Annotated in this window: 18 protein-coding genes and 1 tRNA gene; 15 read left to right on the top strand and 4 right to left on the bottom strand. The window is 40.6% G+C overall.

Annotated elements, in window-relative coordinates:
- Positions 1 to 15 precede the first annotated feature (15 nt).
- The 10 genes from I6F42_RS18045 (at position 16) to I6F42_RS18000 (ending at position 11,681) form a co-directional block, all read left to right on the top strand.
- Positions 16 to 92, top strand: a tRNA-Asn gene (locus I6F42_RS18045).
- Between the two features lie 148 nt (positions 93 to 240).
- Complete coding sequence (locus I6F42_RS18040; protein ID WP_007585367.1) at positions 241 to 2,184, top strand: EAL domain-containing protein; 1,944 nt, start codon at positions 241 to 243, stop codon at positions 2,182 to 2,184.
- Between the two features lie 211 nt (positions 2,185 to 2,395).
- Entirely contained in the window at positions 2,396 to 2,977 is a 582-nt protein-coding gene (gene rsxA, locus I6F42_RS18035; protein WP_008172491.1) for an electron transport complex subunit RsxA, read from the top strand.
- Between the two features lies 1 nt (position 2,978).
- A complete protein-coding gene (rsxB, locus tag I6F42_RS18030) occupies positions 2,979 to 3,533 on the top strand; it encodes an electron transport complex subunit RsxB (RefSeq protein WP_007585357.1) in 555 nt (184 codons plus the stop codon).
- A gap of 8 nt (positions 3,534 to 3,541) precedes the next feature.
- Entirely contained in the window at positions 3,542 to 6,004 is a 2,463-nt protein-coding gene (gene rsxC, locus I6F42_RS18025) for an electron transport complex subunit RsxC (RefSeq protein ID WP_197152978.1), read from the top strand.
- A complete protein-coding gene (gene rsxD, locus I6F42_RS18020; protein WP_002962268.1) occupies positions 6,001 to 7,059 on the top strand; it encodes an electron transport complex subunit RsxD in 1,059 nt (352 codons plus the stop codon). Before rsxC ends, rsxD begins: the two co-directional genes overlap by 4 nt.
- Entirely contained in the window at positions 7,056 to 7,697 is a 642-nt protein-coding gene (rsxG, locus tag I6F42_RS18015) for an electron transport complex subunit RsxG (protein WP_002962266.1), read from the top strand. Before rsxD ends, rsxG begins: the two co-directional genes overlap by 4 nt.
- Positions 7,694 to 8,392: an electron transport complex subunit E gene (locus tag I6F42_RS18010; RefSeq protein ID WP_197152976.1), complete on the top strand. Its 699-nt coding sequence runs from the start codon at positions 7,694 to 7,696 to the stop codon at positions 8,390 to 8,392. Before rsxG ends, I6F42_RS18010 begins: the two co-directional genes overlap by 4 nt.
- 49 nt (positions 8,393 to 8,441) lie before the next feature.
- On the top strand, positions 8,442 to 9,074 hold the full coding sequence (nth, locus tag I6F42_RS18005; protein WP_165721424.1) for an endonuclease III: 633 nt from the start codon (positions 8,442 to 8,444) through the stop codon (positions 9,072 to 9,074).
- A gap of 696 nt (positions 9,075 to 9,770) precedes the next feature.
- On the top strand, positions 9,771 to 11,681 hold the full coding sequence (locus I6F42_RS18000) for an aminotransferase class V-fold PLP-dependent enzyme (protein WP_010553679.1): 1,911 nt from the start codon (positions 9,771 to 9,773) through the stop codon (positions 11,679 to 11,681).
- Between the two features lie 537 nt (positions 11,682 to 12,218).
- On the opposite strand, the gene I6F42_RS17995 is transcribed toward I6F42_RS18000, so the two are convergent.
- From I6F42_RS17995 to I6F42_RS17985, 3 genes are read right to left on the bottom strand one after another with little or no spacing between them, the layout of a single operon-like run.
- Positions 12,219 to 12,668, bottom strand: a complete 450-nt coding sequence (locus I6F42_RS17995; protein WP_197152974.1) for a flavodoxin — start codon at positions 12,666 to 12,668, stop codon at positions 12,219 to 12,221.
- A complete protein-coding gene (gene truC, locus I6F42_RS17990) occupies positions 12,668 to 13,432 on the bottom strand; it encodes a tRNA pseudouridine(65) synthase TruC (protein WP_165721649.1) in 765 nt (254 codons plus the stop codon). The genes I6F42_RS17995 and truC overlap by 1 nt, the downstream gene beginning before the upstream one ends.
- Entirely contained in the window at positions 13,425 to 13,745 is a 321-nt protein-coding gene (locus tag I6F42_RS17985) for a YqcC family protein (protein ID WP_197152972.1), read from the bottom strand. The genes truC and I6F42_RS17985 overlap by 8 nt, the downstream gene beginning before the upstream one ends.
- 104 nt (positions 13,746 to 13,849) lie before the next feature.
- Between I6F42_RS17985 and I6F42_RS17980 the strand changes: the two genes are divergently transcribed.
- Together I6F42_RS17980 and I6F42_RS17975 are read left to right on the top strand one after the other, a co-directional pair.
- Entirely contained in the window at positions 13,850 to 14,878 is a 1,029-nt protein-coding gene (locus tag I6F42_RS17980) for a DUF3549 family protein (protein WP_007586015.1), read from the top strand.
- Positions 14,879 to 15,178 (top strand): DUF3301 domain-containing protein, encoded by a 300-nt coding sequence (locus I6F42_RS17975; protein WP_002963032.1) that lies wholly within the window; start codon positions 14,879 to 14,881, stop codon positions 15,176 to 15,178.
- A gap of 741 nt (positions 15,179 to 15,919) precedes the next feature.
- On the opposite strand, the gene I6F42_RS17970 is transcribed toward I6F42_RS17975, so the two are convergent.
- Positions 15,920 to 16,573: a GNAT family N-acetyltransferase gene (locus tag I6F42_RS17970; protein WP_008169301.1), complete on the bottom strand. Its 654-nt coding sequence runs from the start codon at positions 16,571 to 16,573 to the stop codon at positions 15,920 to 15,922.
- A gap of 153 nt (positions 16,574 to 16,726) precedes the next feature.
- Here I6F42_RS17970 and I6F42_RS17965 point away from each other — a divergent pair, with 153 nt between their 5' ends.
- From I6F42_RS17965 to I6F42_RS17955, 3 genes are all read left to right on the top strand, one after another.
- Entirely contained in the window at positions 16,727 to 16,963 is a 237-nt protein-coding gene (locus I6F42_RS17965; RefSeq protein WP_002958240.1) for a DUF2789 domain-containing protein, read from the top strand.
- Positions 16,964 to 17,059: 96 nt separating this feature from the next.
- A complete protein-coding gene (locus I6F42_RS17960) occupies positions 17,060 to 17,326 on the top strand; it encodes a hypothetical protein (RefSeq protein WP_007378199.1) in 267 nt (88 codons plus the stop codon).
- Between the two features lie 13 nt (positions 17,327 to 17,339).
- Positions 17,340 to 18,113 (top strand): Zn-ribbon-containing protein, encoded by a 774-nt coding sequence (locus I6F42_RS17955; protein ID WP_010553685.1) that lies wholly within the window; start codon positions 17,340 to 17,342, stop codon positions 18,111 to 18,113.
- Positions 18,114 to 18,200 lie beyond the last annotated feature (87 nt).

Raw genomic sequence — 18,200 nt, 5'->3', positions numbered from 1 at the left:
TAATTATCATTTAGTTCCCCCTTAGCTCAGTTGGTTAGAGCGACGGACTGTTAATCCGCAGGTCCCCCGTTCGAGTCGGGGAGGGGGAGCCAATTCTAAGAATTTCATAGACATCTCAAGCTAATTCCACTACTCTTCCTTATATAACTAAAGCATTAGTTTATTCCTTAATGCGCTGTACTTAGTTTATTAATCAAGGACTTGATTCCTTCCCTTTTGAATTATTAAAAGACTGAAAACATGGCTGGATTTAAAAAACTTATTTTTATACAAATTATCTCTTGGTTATTGTGTGTTGCAGCAGGAAGCTACTTCATATCTATAAGCTTTGATACTGCGGTAAGTGATGCACAAAAAAGTGCGCAAACTACTGTTACTAAGTATATTAATGACCTTTCTTTAGACGATATTTCTGCTCAAAATTTAAAACAATCAATTGCAGATGGTAAAACGTTTTCAAGCTTCACCCTAAGAGATTACCAAGGGGCTGAAATATTTAGCATAAACCCCCCTACTCAATTACCAATGTTTGCTGATTTTGTACTCTCTAACTTTAACTCAGTGCGCCCTCAATTTGCTGTAAATGACGCCTCAGATATAAAAGTTGAATTTGTACTTAACATTGAGCATTTAGCGTCGCAGCTACAAACGTCCCTTTTTATTGTTATTTTGATTTCTGCCATTTTAGTTATTATTCCAATAATTCTAATGAAATCTATTTTTTACCATTTAAATAAAAACATAAGTACAACAGTTGCTGACATTATCGATATTTATATCAATCAAAACCAAGTTGATAATGATTTAGAAACAGCACTAGATGGCACTCGATTGAAAAAAATGGGAAAAGATTTAGTACCTAGCTTTAATCGATTATCACATTTCTTAAAAAACAAAAACGAAGACATACAAAGCGCTGCTATGACTATTAAGCATGAAGCGTACAAAGATGTAATTACCTCGCTTGGTAATCGTAATATGTTTGTTGAGTACTACGAAAAAAATATTGAAAATACTGAGCAAAGTACATTTGGTTCTTTAGCTATGGTTCGTTGTAGCGAACTACAAGCTATAAACCAAAGCCGTGGTTATCAAAAAGGTGACGAGTACGTTAAAGGCGTTGCCGATATTATTAAGCACATAAGCGGCACTTACACCGGCAGCCAAGTATTTAGATTAAACAGCTCTGACTTTGCTGTAGTACTACCCCACATTCCTTTAAAAGAAGCTGAGCGCTTTGGTGAAAACCTGCAATCGCGCTTCACGCAGTACCAACAAAATCAAGAGTTAAGCTCGGTAGCTAATACGGGTATTGTAGGTTACGAAAAAGGTAAGCCGTTAGGCGAATTGCTTTCTGTTGTTGATAACGCAATGAGCATGGCGCAATCAAAACAAGTAAACGCATGGCACGTACAACGCGAAACCGATTTAGTTAATAACGTAAGTGCGGGGTTTGGTAATCAAAACTGGCGTAAGGTTATTAAAGAAGTTATTGAATCTAAGCGTGTGCATTTGGTAATGCAAAACATTATGCCGCTTGGTAAAAGCATAAAAGCCTACGCTGAAGTACAAGTTCGATTTAAAACAGAAGACAATCAAGTACTGCCTACCGCTTCTTTTTTAGCGATGGCCGAAAAGCTTGATATGGCAATAGAAATTGATCGCCTGATAATAGACTCTTCTCTTGAAAAGGTTAAAAGCCGTAATTTATCTGAAAAGTTTTTTGGTTTAAACGTGACAGCCTCTAGTGCACACAACGATCAGTTTGTAATTTGGCTAGAGCGCCGATTATTGAAAGATACGCATATTGCATCTAAACTAGTATTTGAAGTAAGTGAGTTTGGTTTACAGCAAAACATCAAGGCTAGTAAGCGCTTTATCGACATGGTTCACCGTGTTGGCGCACGCGTTACAGTTGAACGTTTTGGTGTTGGCTTAACTTCATTTAAGTTTTTCCGAGATTTAAAACCTGACTTTATTAAAATGGACGCAAGTTATACTCGCGGCCTCGAAGACGATAAAAACAATCAGTACTTTATGCGCTTAATGGTCGATTTAGCCCACCGCATTGGTGTTAGCGTATTTGCTGAAGGTGTTGAGAGCCAAGAAGAAAAACATATTATAGAAACTTTATGCTTAGATGGCGTTCAAGGTTATTACATAGAAAAACCTAAAGACATTTAATTAGTTTTCAATTAATACAAAAAAGAGCATTCGTTGCTCTTTTTTGTTTCTGTTATTTGATTAATTCCTTACATCAAGATCACATTAATTTTACAGCCTTATGATCAATATAATCTTCCTTGCGTTTATTTAACTGATAACGACTCGCAAATGTTGTTTATCGGGGCAGAAAAAAGGATAATACGTAGGACTTTAATAGCGTGAGGCACACATGACAGAATATGTCTTGTTATTGATTGGAACCGTTCTGGTTAATAACTTTGTATTAGTACAATTTTTAGGCTTATGTCCGTTTATGGGCGTATCAGGTAAGCTTGATACGGCGATTGGTATGTCTTTGGCAACCACGTTTGTGCTTACCCTTGCCTCTGTAACTAGCTATTTAGTTAATCAATATATTTTAATCCCTCTGGATATCGCCTTTTTACGCACCATGAGCTTTATTTTAGTGATTGCCGTTGTAGTGCAATTTACCGAAATGGTTGTGCGTAAAACAAGCCCTACTCTATATCGTTTATTAGGCATATTTTTACCGCTGATCACCACTAACTGTGCGGTATTAGGTGTGGCTTTATTAAATATCAAAGAAGATCATTCGTTTTTACAATCTGCAGTGTATGGTTTTGGTGCTGCGGTTGGTTTTTCTTTAGTGCTTGTATTGTTTGCAGCACTACGAGAGCGTTTAGCCGCTGCTGACGTTCCTACGCCTTTTAAAGGCGCCTCTATTGCAATGATCACTGCAGGCTTAATGTCGATGGCGTTTATGGGTTTTACTGGATTAGTGAAGTTTTAATATGACCTTGTTTTATGCCTTGATAGCGATTGGTTCGCTAGCACTCATTTTTGGACTTATTTTAGGGTTTGCAGCAATTCGCTTTCGCGTTGAAGGTAACCCTATTGTTGAGCAAATTGATACTATTTTGCCGCAAACTCAATGCGGACAATGTGGCTACCCGGGTTGTCGCCCTTACGCCGAAGCCATAGCCAATGGCGATGAAATAAATAAATGCCCACCGGGCGGCGAATCAACCATGAAAAAGCTTGCCGGCTTAATGGGTGTTGATGAAAAACCACTTGCCGGTGGCGAGCAAGCAGAACCTATAAAAACAGTGGCTTATATTCGCGAAGATGAATGTATTGGCTGTACCAAATGTATTCAAGCCTGCCCGGTTGACGCTATTTTGGGCGCAACTCGTCAAATGCACACTGTATTAATTGATGAATGTACTGGCTGTGATTTATGTGTTGAGCCTTGCCCTGTAGATTGCATTGATATGCTACCTGTAGCCGAAACTAAACAAAACTGGAAATGGCAGCTAGATGCTATTCCTGTTACACAAATAGATTAGAGGTTTGAGTGGACAAGTTACTTGAACAAATAAAAAAAGGCACCGTGTGGGCATTTCCTGGCGGCATACACCCACCACAACAAAAATCACTCTCTAATAGTGCGAGTATCACTCGCCTACCTTTGCCCGACAAACTCATTGTTGCGCTTAAGCAGCACATAGGCGCAAATGGTAAGTTACTTGTAGAAAAAGGCCAACACGTCTTAAAAGGCCAACCACTTACAGCGCCTGCTGCTAACTGGTCGGTACCTGTGCATGCACCGAGCTCTGGTGTGATTACTGATATTGCACCTATGCCATCAGCACATCCATCGGCCCTACCTGAACTAAGTGTTATTATTGAACCAGACGGCAAAGACGAATGGGTAGCTCTAAATAAAAATAAAAATCCTGCTGAGCTTAGTCATGATGAGCTGATAAATATTATTCACCAAGCCGGTATTAGCGGTATGGGTGGTGCTGGTTTTCCTACTTATGTAAAAGCAGATACCAAGCAACCTATCGAATTTTTGATTGTAAATGCTGTTGAGTGCGAACCTTATATTACTGCCGATGACGTTTTAATGCGCGAACACGCTAAAGAAGTTATCCAAGGCATTGAAATAATGCAGCAACTTTTAAACCCAACACTGTGCATTGTGGGTATAGAAGATAACAAGCCTGAAGCTATTGCAGCAATGAAGCAAGCAGCTGAGCATAACTCAAAAATTATTATTCAAACGGTGCCAACTATTTACCCATCTGGCGGTGAAAAGCAATTAATTAAATTACTTACTAACCGTGAAGTTCCTAGCATTGGTATTCCTGCCGATATTGGTATTTTAGTGCATAACACCGGGACTTTGTTTGCCGTACAACAAGCCGTTTATGAAGGTAAACCACTCATTGAACGTATAGTTACGGTAACAGGTAACACTATTCATAAGCCTGGGAATGTATGGGCACTACTTGGCACTGAAATAAAGCATTTACTTGATTGCCAAGGTTTCTCGCCTGTACCGCAGCAAAGTGTTGTGATGGGCGGCCCAATGATGGGCTTTACGCTACCCACAGTGCGTATTGGCATAGTTAAAACAACTAACTGTATTTTAGCGCCTGATCATAAAGAGCTAGCGGAGCCCGGCCCTGAAAAAGCCTGTATACGTTGTAGCGCCTGTGCTGATGCCTGCCCTGCCTCTTTATTGCCACAGCAATTACAGTGGTTTGCTAAATCAAAAGAGTACGACAAACTACAAGAGCATAATTTATTTGACTGTATTGAGTGTGGTGCTTGTGCATATGTGTGCCCAAGCGAAATCCCTCTTGTACAGTACTACCGTATAGCCAAAGTTGAAATTAAAGAACAACAAGCTGACAAAATTAAAGCCGACAGAGCAAAAGAGCGTTTTGATGCACGAAAAGAGCGTTTAGATCGCGAGCAAGAAGAACGTCAAAACCGCCATAAACGTAAACCTGCCGCTAAATCTGCTGACGAAAAGCAAAAAGTAGCAGAGGCACTAGCCCGCGTTAAAAATAAATCAGATAACGGCGATGAAAAATCAGCTGTTGCAGCTGCTATTGCACGCGCTAAAGCTAAAAAGCTAGGCGATCAATCTGCTGAATTAGAACCTGACAACAGCGAAGTAGCAAAAGAGCGCGCACTACGTAAAGAACAAGCGCGTAAATATAAAGAGCAAAAATCTCAAACAGATGAATCGGCCGATACTACACCCGTTGATGATAAAAAATCAGCAGTCGCTGCAGCCATTGCTCGTGCTAAAGCTAAAAAAGCAGCACAAGCATTAGATAACGCTGAACAAGCAGCAAGTGAAGAGCCACAAAGCGATGCCCCTGTTGATGACAAAAAAGCAGCGGTAGCGGCGGCCATTGCTCGTGCTAAAGCCAAAAAGGCAGCACAAACATTAGATGACGCTGAACAATCAACAAATGAAGAGCCACAAAGCGATGCCCCTGTTGATGATAAAAAAGCAGCTGTAGCGGCAGCTATTGCACGCGCTAAAGCTAAAAAAGCGGCTAAAGCATTAGATGGCGCAGAGCAAACAGTGAGTGAAGAGCCACAAACTGATGCCCCTGTTGATGACAAAAAAGCAGCCGTAGCGGCGGCCATTGCTCGCGCAAAAGCCAAAAAAGCGGCTAAAGCATTAGAAGACGCTGAGCAGTCCGTGAGTGAAGAGCCACAAAGCGCGGCACCCGTTGATGATAAAAAGGCAGCGGTAGCTGCGGCCATAGCTCGTGCTAAAGCTAAAAAAGCGGCTAAAGCACTAGAAGATACCGAACAAACTCAGCCCCAAGAGCTACAAGTTGATAGCGCAGCACCTAAGAGTGCAGAAAGTAACACCGATGACTCATCAGTTCTTATTAACGCAGATAAACCTAAATCAGCCGACGATAAGAAAAAAGCCGCCGTGGCTGCTGCAATTGCGAGAGCAAAAGCTAAAAAGTTACAAAAAGAAGGAAATAATCAGTCATGAAATTAACCATGGCCAGTTCGCCGCATAATCACAGCCATAAATCGTTAACGCGATTAATGCTTAGCGTTATTGCTGCGTGTATTCCTGGGCTAATTGCTCAAGTTTTCTTTTTTGGAACAGGTGTACTTATTCAACTGGTACTAGCGCTTGTTGCTGTAAGCGTATTTGAAGCTGCAATAATGCTAATTCGAAAGCGCCCTGTTTGGCCTGCATTAAGTGATGGCAGTGCGTGGCTTACTGCCGTGTTATTGGCATTGAGTATTCCGCCACTTGCGCCTTGGTGGATAATCGTGATTGGCTGTTTATTTTCTATTGTTATAGTTAAACAGCTTTATGGCGGCCTTGGGTTTAACTTATTCAATCCAGCAATGGCAGCTTATGTACTGCTTTTAGTTTCGTTTCCGGTACAAATGACCGCATGGTTGCCTGTTACCGATTTAATAAATACGCCAATAGGCTTTGCTGATCAACTAAGGCTAATATTCACCGATTTTACGGCCTCTGGGTTTAGCCTAGATCAAGTCCGTGCAGGGGTTGATGGCCTAACAATGGCAACACCGCTGGATACTGTTAAAACAGACATAGCACACGGTTTAACCGTTACCGAAAGCATGCAAAAGCCATTATTTAACGAATGGGCTGGCCTTGGTTGGGTGTGGGTTAACTTAGGCTTTTTAGTAGGTGGTTTATACTTATTAAAAGCAAAAATAATTAACTGGCATATTCCTGTCAGTTTTATCGCAAGTTTAGCTGTATGTAGTGCTATTGGTTATATCGCATCACCAGGTACAGAGCCGGGCACCCTATTTCACTTATTAAGTGGTGCCACTATGATGGGGGCCTTTTTTATAGCAACCGATCCGGTATCTGCAGCAACAACTAACAAAGGGCGCTTAATTTATGGCGCGCTAATTGGCTTACTAATTTATTTAATTCGTACCTTTGGTGGTTTTCCTGATGCCATCGCATTTAGCGTATTACTGATTAATATTGCAGTGCCACTAATAGACTACTACACACAGCCACGTACTTATGGCCATGGAGCAGTAAAATGATCATTTCGTCAATGGCTAAAAATGGTGCTATTTTAACTGCGTTTGCATTAGCAACAACAGGCTTAGTTGCCTCTATCAACGCGCTTACTGCCGATAAAATTGCAGAGCAAGAACAACTGCAACTTACTGCGCAGCTACAAGAAGTGCTCGACCCAAAATCGTACGACAATCAATTATCACAAGATTGCGTAATTATTACTGACGAAAAACTAGGCCCACACGCAAACCAAGTAATTTACCGTGCTCGTAAAAACAATAAACCAGTCGCTGTTGTTATTAGGCATGTTACGCCAAACGGCTACAGTGGCGATATTAACTTATTAACAGCTGTATTGAGCGATGGCACTATTGCTGGCGTGCGTACGACTAAACACGAAGAAACTCCTGGTTTAGGCGACAAAGTAGAAGTTAAAAAATCACTTTGGATCACAACATTTAAAAGCTTAACGGTTGAAGGCGAAGAAGACGCTCGCTGGGCTGTAAAAAAAGATGGCGGCCAGTTTGATCAATTTACAGGCGCGACCATAACGCCACGTGCTGTTGTGGGCTCTGTTAAAAATGCCGTATTGTTCGCACAAACTAATTTTGATGATATTTTTGCAGCACCTAATGCCGAATGTATGGAGGTAGCTAAATGAGTGAGTTAAAAACATTATATAAAGAAGGTGTATGGGTAAATAATCCTGCCCTTGTGCAGCTTTTAGGTTTATGTCCACTGCTTGCCGTTACCTCAACTGTAACAAATGCCTTAGGTTTAGGCTTAGCAACTTTACTCGTACTAATAGGCTCAAATGTTACCGTATCAATTGTGCGTAACTGGGTGCCAAAAGATATTCGTATACCTGTATTTGTAATGATCATCGCGGGCTTTGTAACAATAGTTCAATTACTCATGAACGCTTATACCTTTGGTTTATATCAATCATTAGGGATTTTTATTCCGTTGATTGTAACTAACTGCGCCATTATTGGCCGCGCCGAAGCATATGCCTCTAAGAACCCTGTTCATTTATCAGCATTTGACGGCTTAATGATGGGCTTAGGCTTTATGGCTGTACTATTAGTATTAGGTACTATGCGCGAACTAATCGGCCAAGGTACGCTGTTTGACGGTGCCGACTTATTACTTGGCCCATGGGCACAGAGCTTGCGCATAGAAGTATTTAATTTTGATAACCAATTTTTACTCGCAATTTTACCACCGGGTGCCTTTTTAGGTCTTGGACTACTTATTGCTGCTAAAAACGTAATTGACACACAAATAAAATCAAAGCAAATTGCACCGCCAGAGGCTGAAAAAGGCCCTCGAGCACGTGTTACTAGCTTAACTTAAGGGGAAAACGTATTAGAGCAACAATTAGCACTAATACGTTTTAAGTTGCATGAATAAAGAAAAACGTCACCAAATACTGTCGCGCCTGCGCGACGATAACCCGCACCCAGTTACAGAGCTTGAATATTCAAGCCCGTTTGAGTTACTAGTAGCAGTAACACTCTCAGCGCAAGCAACCGATGTAGGCGTTAATAAAGCCACTCGAAAGTTGTTCCCTGTTGCTAATACGCCACAAGCCATTCTAGACTTAGGTCACGATACACTGCGTGATTATATAAAAACCATCGGCTTATTTAATTCTAAAGCTGCCAACGTGTACAAAATGTGCCAAATTTTGGTGGATGAACATAACAGCATCGTGCCAGAAAATCGTGAAGCGTTAGAGGCTCTACCAGGCGTTGGCCGTAAAACAGCTAATGTTGTACTCAATACCGCCTTTGGCTGGCCTGTAATAGCCGTAGATACACACATATTTCGTGTATCTAACCGTACAAAGCTTGCCATGGGTAAAGATGTTGTAGCTGTAGAACAAAAGCTTGAAAAGGTTGTACCAAAAGAATTTAAAGTAGACGTGCATCACTGGTTGATTCTTCACGGACGTTACACCTGCGTAGCACGTAAACCAAAGTGTGGCAGCTGTATTATTGAAGACTTGTGTGAGTTTAAAGAAAAAACGGAATAGCCCCAAAAGCGCGGTAAGTAGTCGCGAGTTTACCTCGCGCAATGAAGCACAAGCCTCAAAACCCCAAAAAGCGCGGCATAAAGCCCCGCCTACAAATATAATACCCCCCTGTAGATGCGAGTTTACCTCGCGCAATAAAGCATAAACCACAAAAGCGCGGCATAAAGCCGCGCCTACAAATACAACGCCAACCCTGTAGTCGCGAGCTTACCTCGCGCAATAAAGCACAAGCCCCAAAATCCTAAGAGCGCGGCATAAAGCCGCGCCTACAAATACAACGCCAACCCAGTAGTCGCGAGCTTACCTCGCGCAATAAAGCACAAGCCCCAAAATCCTAAGAGCGCGGCATAAATCCACGCCTACAAATACAACGCCAACCCTGTAGTCGCGAGTTTACCTCGCGCAATAAAGCACAAGCCCCAAAATCCCAAAAGCGCGGCACAAAGCCACGCCTACAAATACAACGCCAACCCTGTAGTCGCGAGTTTACCTCGCGCAATAAAGCACAAGCCCCAAAACCCCAAAAGTGCGACATAAAGCCGCGCCTATCAATCCATCTAGATAAAACATTTTATACGTGAGGGCATGTTAGTGAAATAGAACAATTAATAGAACATTATCAAAGTATTAATTTCACAAGTCTCAGTCCTTTAGTTATGCTAGTAAGCATTATAAAATTTTATTGCGAAACCCTCTATGCTACCTCTACTTCGTATCTTGATAATTGAGCAAGACCCAGCCACCTTACAAGGGCTTTCAACTAATCTGTCAAAGACCATTCCTAACTTTGAGCGAGACGATATTCATATCGATATTATTGAATGCCTCGAGCTTAAACACGCGCTGGAATGTGTAGAGGAAGATGGTGATATTCAAGCCGTAGTTCTAAGCTGGGATATGCACAACAAAGTGGGTGAGCGGATGTATAGCCGCTTTATCGAGGATTTAAAGGCAATTCGTCTTGAGTTACCGGTTTATGTTATTGGCGACGACACTAAAGGGCTGGAGATCGTGAACGAATCAGAAGAAATCGAATCTTTCTTTTTTAAAGATGAAGTGATTTCTGACCCAGAAGCGATTTTAGGTTATATGATCAACGATTTTGACGACCGCTCTGAAACGCCATTTTGGACGGCGTATCGTCGTTACGTTGGTGAAGCAAACGACTCTTGGCATACACCGGGTCATAGTGGGGGTTCTAGCTTTAGAAACTCACCTTACATCAAAGATTTTTATCAGTTTTACGGCCGCAATGTATTTGTTGGCGACCTGTCGGTTTCGGTAGACTCGCTAGGTTCATTGTCAGACAGCACCAATACCATTGGTCGCGCTCAAGAATCAGCAGCGGCGACGTTTGAGGTTAAACACACCTACTTTGTTACAAATGGTTCATCGACCTCAAATAAAATCATCTTGCAGACACTCCTGCGCAAGGGAGATAAAGTAATTGTCGACCGTAATTGCCATAAGTCAGTACACTATGGCATCTTGCAATCAGCTAGTTACCCCATTTATTTGGCGAGTATCTTAAATCCAAAATATGGCATTTTCGCGCCACCGTCGTTGGCCGACATCAAATTAGCAATTGAAAACAATACTGATGCTAAATTACTAGTGCTTACCGGGTGTACTTACGATGGCCTACTTAGCGACCTGAAACAAGTCGTAGATTATGCTCATCAATATGGTATCAAGGTATTTATAGATGAAGCCTGGTTCGCATACTCTTTGTTTCATCCTAGCTTTCGTCATTATTCTGCAATACATGCTGGGGCTGACTACATTACGCATTCGGCGCATAAAGTAGTATCGGCGTTTTCTCAAGCGTCTTATATTCATATTAACGACCCCGATTTTGATGCCGATTTCTTTCGAGAGATTTATAGTATCTACGCGAGTACATCCCCCAAATATCAGCTTATTGCATCGCTTGACGTGTGCCAAAAGCAATTAGAGATGGAAGGCTATAAGCTGCTCAATGCGCTGCTCAATCATGTTGAAGAGTTTAAACAACAGATGGCCTCGCTTAAGCAAATTAAAGTGTTAGCTAAGCAAGACTTTATGGAAATATTCCCGCACTTTAGTGGTGATAACATGGGTCACGACCCATTAAAAATCCTTATTGATATTAGTGAGCTACCTTACTCATTAAAAGATATTCATAAATATCTACTGGATGAGATTGGACTAGAGATAGAAAAATACACACACAGCACCATCTTGGTTTTACTCACGCTTGGCGGCACGCGTTCAAAGATCATTCGTTTGTACAATGCGTTGAAAAAGCTAGACAGCGGTAAGGTAAAACTGTCGAAATCGACACGTAGAGCCCGCTTACCTGAAAATTTACCAGCCATAGACTTGGCGTGTATTCCAAGTGATGCCTTTTATGGCGACCGCGAATCTGTGCCTATCAGTAAAAGCAACAACCGCATTTGTGCAGGTTTAGTTACTCCATATCCACCAGGTATCCCACTTTTAGTACCGGGCCAGCATATCACTGATGACCATATCGAATACTTGCAAGAGTTGGCGAGCCAGGGACTGACGATTCAAGGCAGTTTCGATGGTGAAATTTATGTTCTTAAGGGTAAGGTTAATAAGTAAAGTATTCGCTTAATACTATCTCAATAATGATTACTGGCGGCAGTATCACAAGACATTGCCGCTGTATTGCTGCTTCATTAAATCGACTAATCAAGTAATCCCCAATTAAATATTCACTTTCATTTTAATCTCCCTAATTGCCTTGTGTGGTGGTCAACTAAATTTGGTCATGTATAAATGTATAGAGGTCGTTGAGCAAAAGCTTGATACCAAAAGCATTTAATAAATATCCATCATTAGCTAATACTACATTGGCCTATATCTGAGTGACACGTAAACCGAAGTCTGGAAATTGTATAATCGAAGATTTAGTAAGCTTAAAGATAGAACTGATTAAGCGTTATTTGAAAACTCGATAATATGCTACTTCACATAAGTGTGTTTTAAATAAAAATAGAGATGGAGTGAAAAATTGTTTGGAGTCAGTGGTTTTTCTATGCAAAAAGAAGACTTGCTCCTAAAATAAAAACGCCTAATAAATTATTTCAGACGTTTTTATTCAATTATTTCCCCTATACTCAGACAGGGTAATAGAAATTAAGCAGGTAGTTTTTCTAGCCATGCTTTTAACCAAGGCTCGGTTACTGGCCATGGTTCAAAATCTTCACATGCATCTATTTCTAGGCGGTTGCCCACAGGCTTTGCTTGTAAATCGCGTAGTAACTCGTCAAAGCTACGCCCTGCGCCACAAAATGTATCGCCGTAACATCTGTCACCCATTGCAATTACACCAAACGGTTTATCGGTAAGCATTGGGAAAGTGCTATTCATTGCAAAGTACAATCCTGCCAAATTACTCGGTACATCACCTTGGCCTGTTGTGGAGGTAACAATTAAAATATGCGATGCATTTTTTATATCATCAAGTGATGCTTCAGTAATTACTGTTGCAGTATGACCCGCTTGCTCTATTGTGGCTGCAACTTCATCGCTTAAACGCTCTGCACCGCCATTAACGCTGCCTACAAAAATACTAATATGTGCCATTAATAATCCTTTTCTTGCTCTGGCCAACCTAGCTGCTTACATATTTCAAGCATGTCTTCACCTAGTGGCGCTTTAATTGTTATTGATTCATTACTATAAGGGTGCACAAAACTAAGCTCTGTTGCAAATAACATTAGGCGTCTTAGCTCAAAATGCTCCCTAAAAAATTGATTATGCTGATTATCACCGTGATTTACATCACCAATAATAGGCAGTGATAAGTGCTTTAAGTGTCTGCGAATTTGATGCTTGCGCCCCGTTTTTGGAAAGCACTCCACTAACGAGTAACGCACTGTTGGGTACTTACCAATAGGAATAGGCAGTGCAACTTGGTGCAAGCAATTAAACTGGGTTTGCGCTTCTTGCGGTGCTTTATCTTGATCGGCAAACTTATCGGCTATTTTATCAAGTTCTTCTTTAAGCGGTTTATCTAAAAATACTGACTCTGGTGCAAAACCACGCACTAAGGCCAAATAGCGCTTAGCAATAGTACCTTCAATAAATAGCTGGTTCATATCGCGAGCGGCTTCAGAGCTCAGTGCAAACAGCAATACGCCCGACGTAGGTCTATCGAGCCTATGTACTGGAAATACATGTTGCCCTAGCTGGTCGCGCAACATTTGCATAGCAAACTGGGTTTCGTGTTTATCTAAAAACGAGCGATGCACTAATAAGCCTGAAGGCTTATTTATAGCCACATAGTTTTCATCTTGATACAAAATAGTCAGCTCGCCATATTCAACAGGCGCTGGACGCTCACTCATTTGGTTCTCCTAAAAAGGTATCAAGGGCTGTTAGTAACTCAATTATTTCATCGCTCCCTGCTTTATTCACAAGTGTCATTTGCGCCATAGGGGCAATAGCAAAGTTACGTGGCAGTGGTTGCTTGTGCGTTATTAATTGCTGTATTTTATCAATAAATACAAATTGTAACCACTGCTCAAACGCCATTGTATCGTGACAAAAAGGAGTATTTGAAAGCAGTGCATCAGCGTCTATTTGCTCACTTTGCCAAAGCGCGTGTTTTTGTAAAAGTGCCGTTAGCTGCACTAAATAAGTTTGGGTTTGCTGGTACATAACCACCCTCTTTTATATATGTAATGCAATTATACCCTGTTCCCTCATAGGCGGCTATGACGTATAATTAACGTAATTTTGCAGTAAAAACAGTTGAGAAAACAATGAGTGATCAAATAGCTACATTAGGTCAGCTTTTAGATGGTGCGGGTACTCAGTGGCGTGCTTTTGATATTGGCAGGCACATTACTAAGCTTGATAAAAAACAATTTTTAGCTATTGAACAAGCTCAAGTGCCTTACCCTTATCCTCTTGCTGGTCATGCTTGGCTCGCTATTCAATTTTGGGATACTAAAGCCAGTAAAGAACCTTATGTATGGTTTTTAAAGTTTCCACTTGATGAGCAAAGTATGCTTGTAAGTGCTAGTCGCGATCACTTTGCTGATATGGTTATTCAAGCGCTAGGCACTGAAATTACAGGTGAGCAAGCCGATGGAAAACTTGATAATAACCCTTATGTTTTTACACCAAACGCAAATAAATTAGCGGCATTTAACGCCCAAGTAAAAGTACTATTAAAACAGCCTGCGTCACAGTATTACGAGCATGCACAGTTATACTTTAGCGGTAAAATTGGTTTTGATAATTGGCAAAGTGTTGCACTGCAGGGTATTGCCGATTTTGCACTACGCTTAGACAGCGATACAAACTTAAGTAATCTGCAAAAAGCATGGGCGCATTTACCCATTGAAGTACTGCAACCACTCAGTGCCATGCTTGAACACGTTGAAATACCAACATCAATGAGTGAGTTACTTGTTGATTACACACAGGCCGCAATTAGTAATAACGATACATTAGCTATAACCGCAGCACTTAGATCGGTTTCAAAAGGTCAAGCTCAAGGGTTATGCGCTCAATTAGTTGATACTGTACTAAGCTCACCGGTAAGACACGACTCTGACGTGTTACTAACAATAGCTGGGCGGTGTTTTAAGCAATTAGAAAACCCTGAACGCTTACATGTATTTATGGATAATTGCGCACATCATCAAAAAATTGATGAGTTGTTTCCTAGTATTTTTGCTGACTTAGTTGCAATACCGACTATTCGCCCGCATTTATTAGGCTTATTACGTAAAGAAAATCGTAGCGAAACCCTCGCGCGTGCAATTGGAAGGTTATTCTCTTAAATGGCAAGTTTATGGACGTTCATACTTATTGGTAGTGTAATTTACTTATTTTGGCTTAACCGAAAGGTTGCTGAAGCGGCGAACGTTCATGCTAAACGTCAAAGTGAGCAATTGCAGGTGCAGTTGATGAGTGTTGCATGCACAAAACGCCGCTTTGGTTTTTTAAAGAACGGCAAGCCAGGCATCAAAAGTGAATTTATATTTGAATTTTCAAGCGATGGTGAAAATGCTTATCAAGGTGTGTTAATTATGGAAAATGAGTTTTTGAAAAGTGTGGTTGTTCCACCGCATAAAATATAAAACTGAATATACTTTAAGAGTATTTGTCTTAAGTTGATAAACTTAATTCAACACAAAAAACTAAGGCGTAACTAAAGTTACGCCCCAATTGGACTGCATCCTGCTAGATATCCATTATCTTAAATCCGTATTATCATCCCCTGAACGAGTAAACAACCTTGTTTACCCTCACATTGCATCCTGCAATATCCATAGCCACCTTGGCAAACCCACGAAATCTATCGTTTGGCTACATACTGTAGCATCATCCCTGGTAATCCTTTTAAGTAGCTCCTGCCACTTTTTGCATCCTGCAATATCCATAGCCATCTTGGCCGTCCTGCGTAAACTAACGCTCCTGCTACTTCCTGTAGCGTCATCCGTGATTATCCTAAAGTAACTCCTAGCTACTAAGTGCTTCATGCACTTCCTTATTCTTCCTTGTATCCGTTTTAGCTTGTCCTTTATGCTTCCTGCTAGCATCCGCTATGTTGCCTATTCCGTATCCTTGGCAGTAACTCAATCATTGAGCTATGTCGTCTTGACGAAGAGAAGTTTAAAGCAATCAGGGGGGAGAAATAGGACTTAACATTAAATAAATAAACGTCACAAAAATGAAAAATAAAAATAAACTTTAAATAACAATAGCTTGAATGAAAAAAGGCGACTTATCAATAGCCTTTAACTGACAATGCTCACGATAATGTGAGATATATCTCACGGCCTTATGTCCGTTTGGGCGCATTGGCTTACATCATAATTTTAAATAGTTGGCTCAATTATTGATTTAAATAGTAACTCGCCCTCTACTTGGTTAAAAGTAAGGTGTTTAAATGCTTCAAACTTTTCGGTTTTAAAAAATTCAGTGTGTTCTTTACGCGTTACAAATACAGCCATCCCCGTTGACTCAGCGTTACATTTAACTAAATCATCAAGCCCGCGTAGTAAGTAACGACCAAACCCTTGCCCATGAAAATGTGGATCTACGGCAATAAAAGCTAAAAAGTAGTAATTGCCTTTCTCTTTAAGGGCATCTCTAATTGTTTGTTCTTTATCTATTAATTGATTTGTTTGTAAGTAGCCCGCACTCAGCATTAATTTTAAACGCCAGTGCCAATAACGCTGCGCTTGTAATTGGCTATTAGATTCAAATACACACGCTACTGCTTTTAATTTATCGTTGCGGTATAAACCAATTAATGGCTGCTTTTCTTGCCAAAAACTACTGAGCTCTTCGCGAATTAATGATCGTAATTTTTTTTCGTATACTGATTTATTTTCGTCATTGTAGCTAAGCATGTTTTGTAATACAGGATCGTCATGATAAGCCTGATAAATTAGGCTTGCTGCGGTGCTAATATCTTCTGCGGCTAAATACTGTACGCTGAACGTATCAGCTGGCGTGGTTACACTCATTGTATTTCCTTTATTATTTTAGCTATAGGCTGTTTAACTTTATACCTAACTATATACCTAAAATTATTAACCGTAAATTCAGCGAGAGTTTAACTAGCTAGGAGTAGAGTTAATCCTTAGAATAAGTTTTCATTCGTTTAAAGGAGCAATATCATGGATACGACTAAACACGACATCAATACACTATTTGCACAGCTTGGATTACCTAATTCTGATGAACAAATAGATGCATTTATTGCCTCACATGAATTAGAAGACACAACACTACTCCAAGAAGCTTCTTTTTGGGATGAGGCACAACAGCACTTTTTAGCTGAATCGCTTGCACAAGACGGTGATTGGAGTGAAGTAATTGACGAGTTAGATGTACGCATTCGTCAAAGTAAGTAATTTTATTTAATGTACCCTCCCTTATTTATTGCTAACATAGCATCTGCGCAGCATTTATATGCTGCGTATTTATTTTATTAAAGAGTTATATATCTAATGAATTCAGTTGTATTTGATGCAATTAAAGCCCTTCTCGATGAAGGCAAAACCCCTACTGTAGCACTAACTAAAAGCCGTTTGGCACAACCGGTTCCAATGCCGATGATTATTGCAGCAGTAAGCCAATATAAAAACAATCCTGATTCAATAAATAACTTCATGAGAAACCCACAGCAGTCAGATAATACTGAGCTTAAAACAAGTCAATTAGATAGAATTGAGCAAAAACTCGATAAACTTCTTGCACTGCTAGAACAAAAATAATTTGAGACTATAAATGTTCGTTGTTGATTTAACTTTTGATTGCTACCAAGACACCACCCTAGAACAAGCCGAACAAGCAATAAATCGCTTAGTAAATGCACTGCGTTTTAATGGTCAAATAATGGGCGAAGAATTTCCAACCGTTTTAAAAGATGGATTTTTTATTACCCGTGTAATGTGCCCTACTGAAGATGCAATGCACCCGCTAAATAACAGCCCGTTTGTTAAGCACAGTATCGAAAAGTTACATAGTGCAGGGCTACTTGCGCCAAAAGTAAAAGTGATTGGGCAAGATATTCACTCCAACGGCGCTGACTGCTGTAAAGAACCATCAAGTTATATTTTATACACAACCTATGTGCATACGTGTAGCCCGCTTTATTGTGGTGATGACTTTTTGCCTGTGCCGTTATTTCGTATTCCGGCAATTGCTAATGGTGACTATAAAACGCTTATAAAATGGCAAGAAGATTGGCAAGCCTGCGATCAAATTCAAATTAATGGCGCAACCCGTTGTGAGTTTCCGGCACTTGAAGAAATATCGAGTATCCAAAGCGACTTATACAGACGCGGAAAAGACATAACAAAGCGAATTAGTTTTTTAACTAAAAAGCCAACCTATTATTATTTATACCGTGTAGGCGGCGTAGATAAAGCGTCTGAACTTGAACGGAAATGCCCTAGCTGTCATGGCGACTGGAAATTACCTGAGTCGTGGTTTGGGTTATTCGATTTTAGATGTGAGCCGTGTGGCTTAGTGTCTAATATATCGTGGGATTTTCAGTAACCATTAGGGCGTGTTGACCTTTGTGGATTGAAATTTGTTCAATCTAGGGACGATTTAATCGCGGCGCGAGGTTTTAACCTAGTGGGC

The organism is Pseudoalteromonas sp. SWYJZ12 (assembly GCF_015864395.1).
Taxonomy (GTDB): domain Bacteria; phylum Pseudomonadota; class Gammaproteobacteria; order Enterobacterales; family Alteromonadaceae; genus Pseudoalteromonas; species Pseudoalteromonas arctica.
The sequence above is the reverse complement of the archived record's forward strand: the minus strand, read 5'-3'. Positions and strand labels throughout refer to the sequence as shown.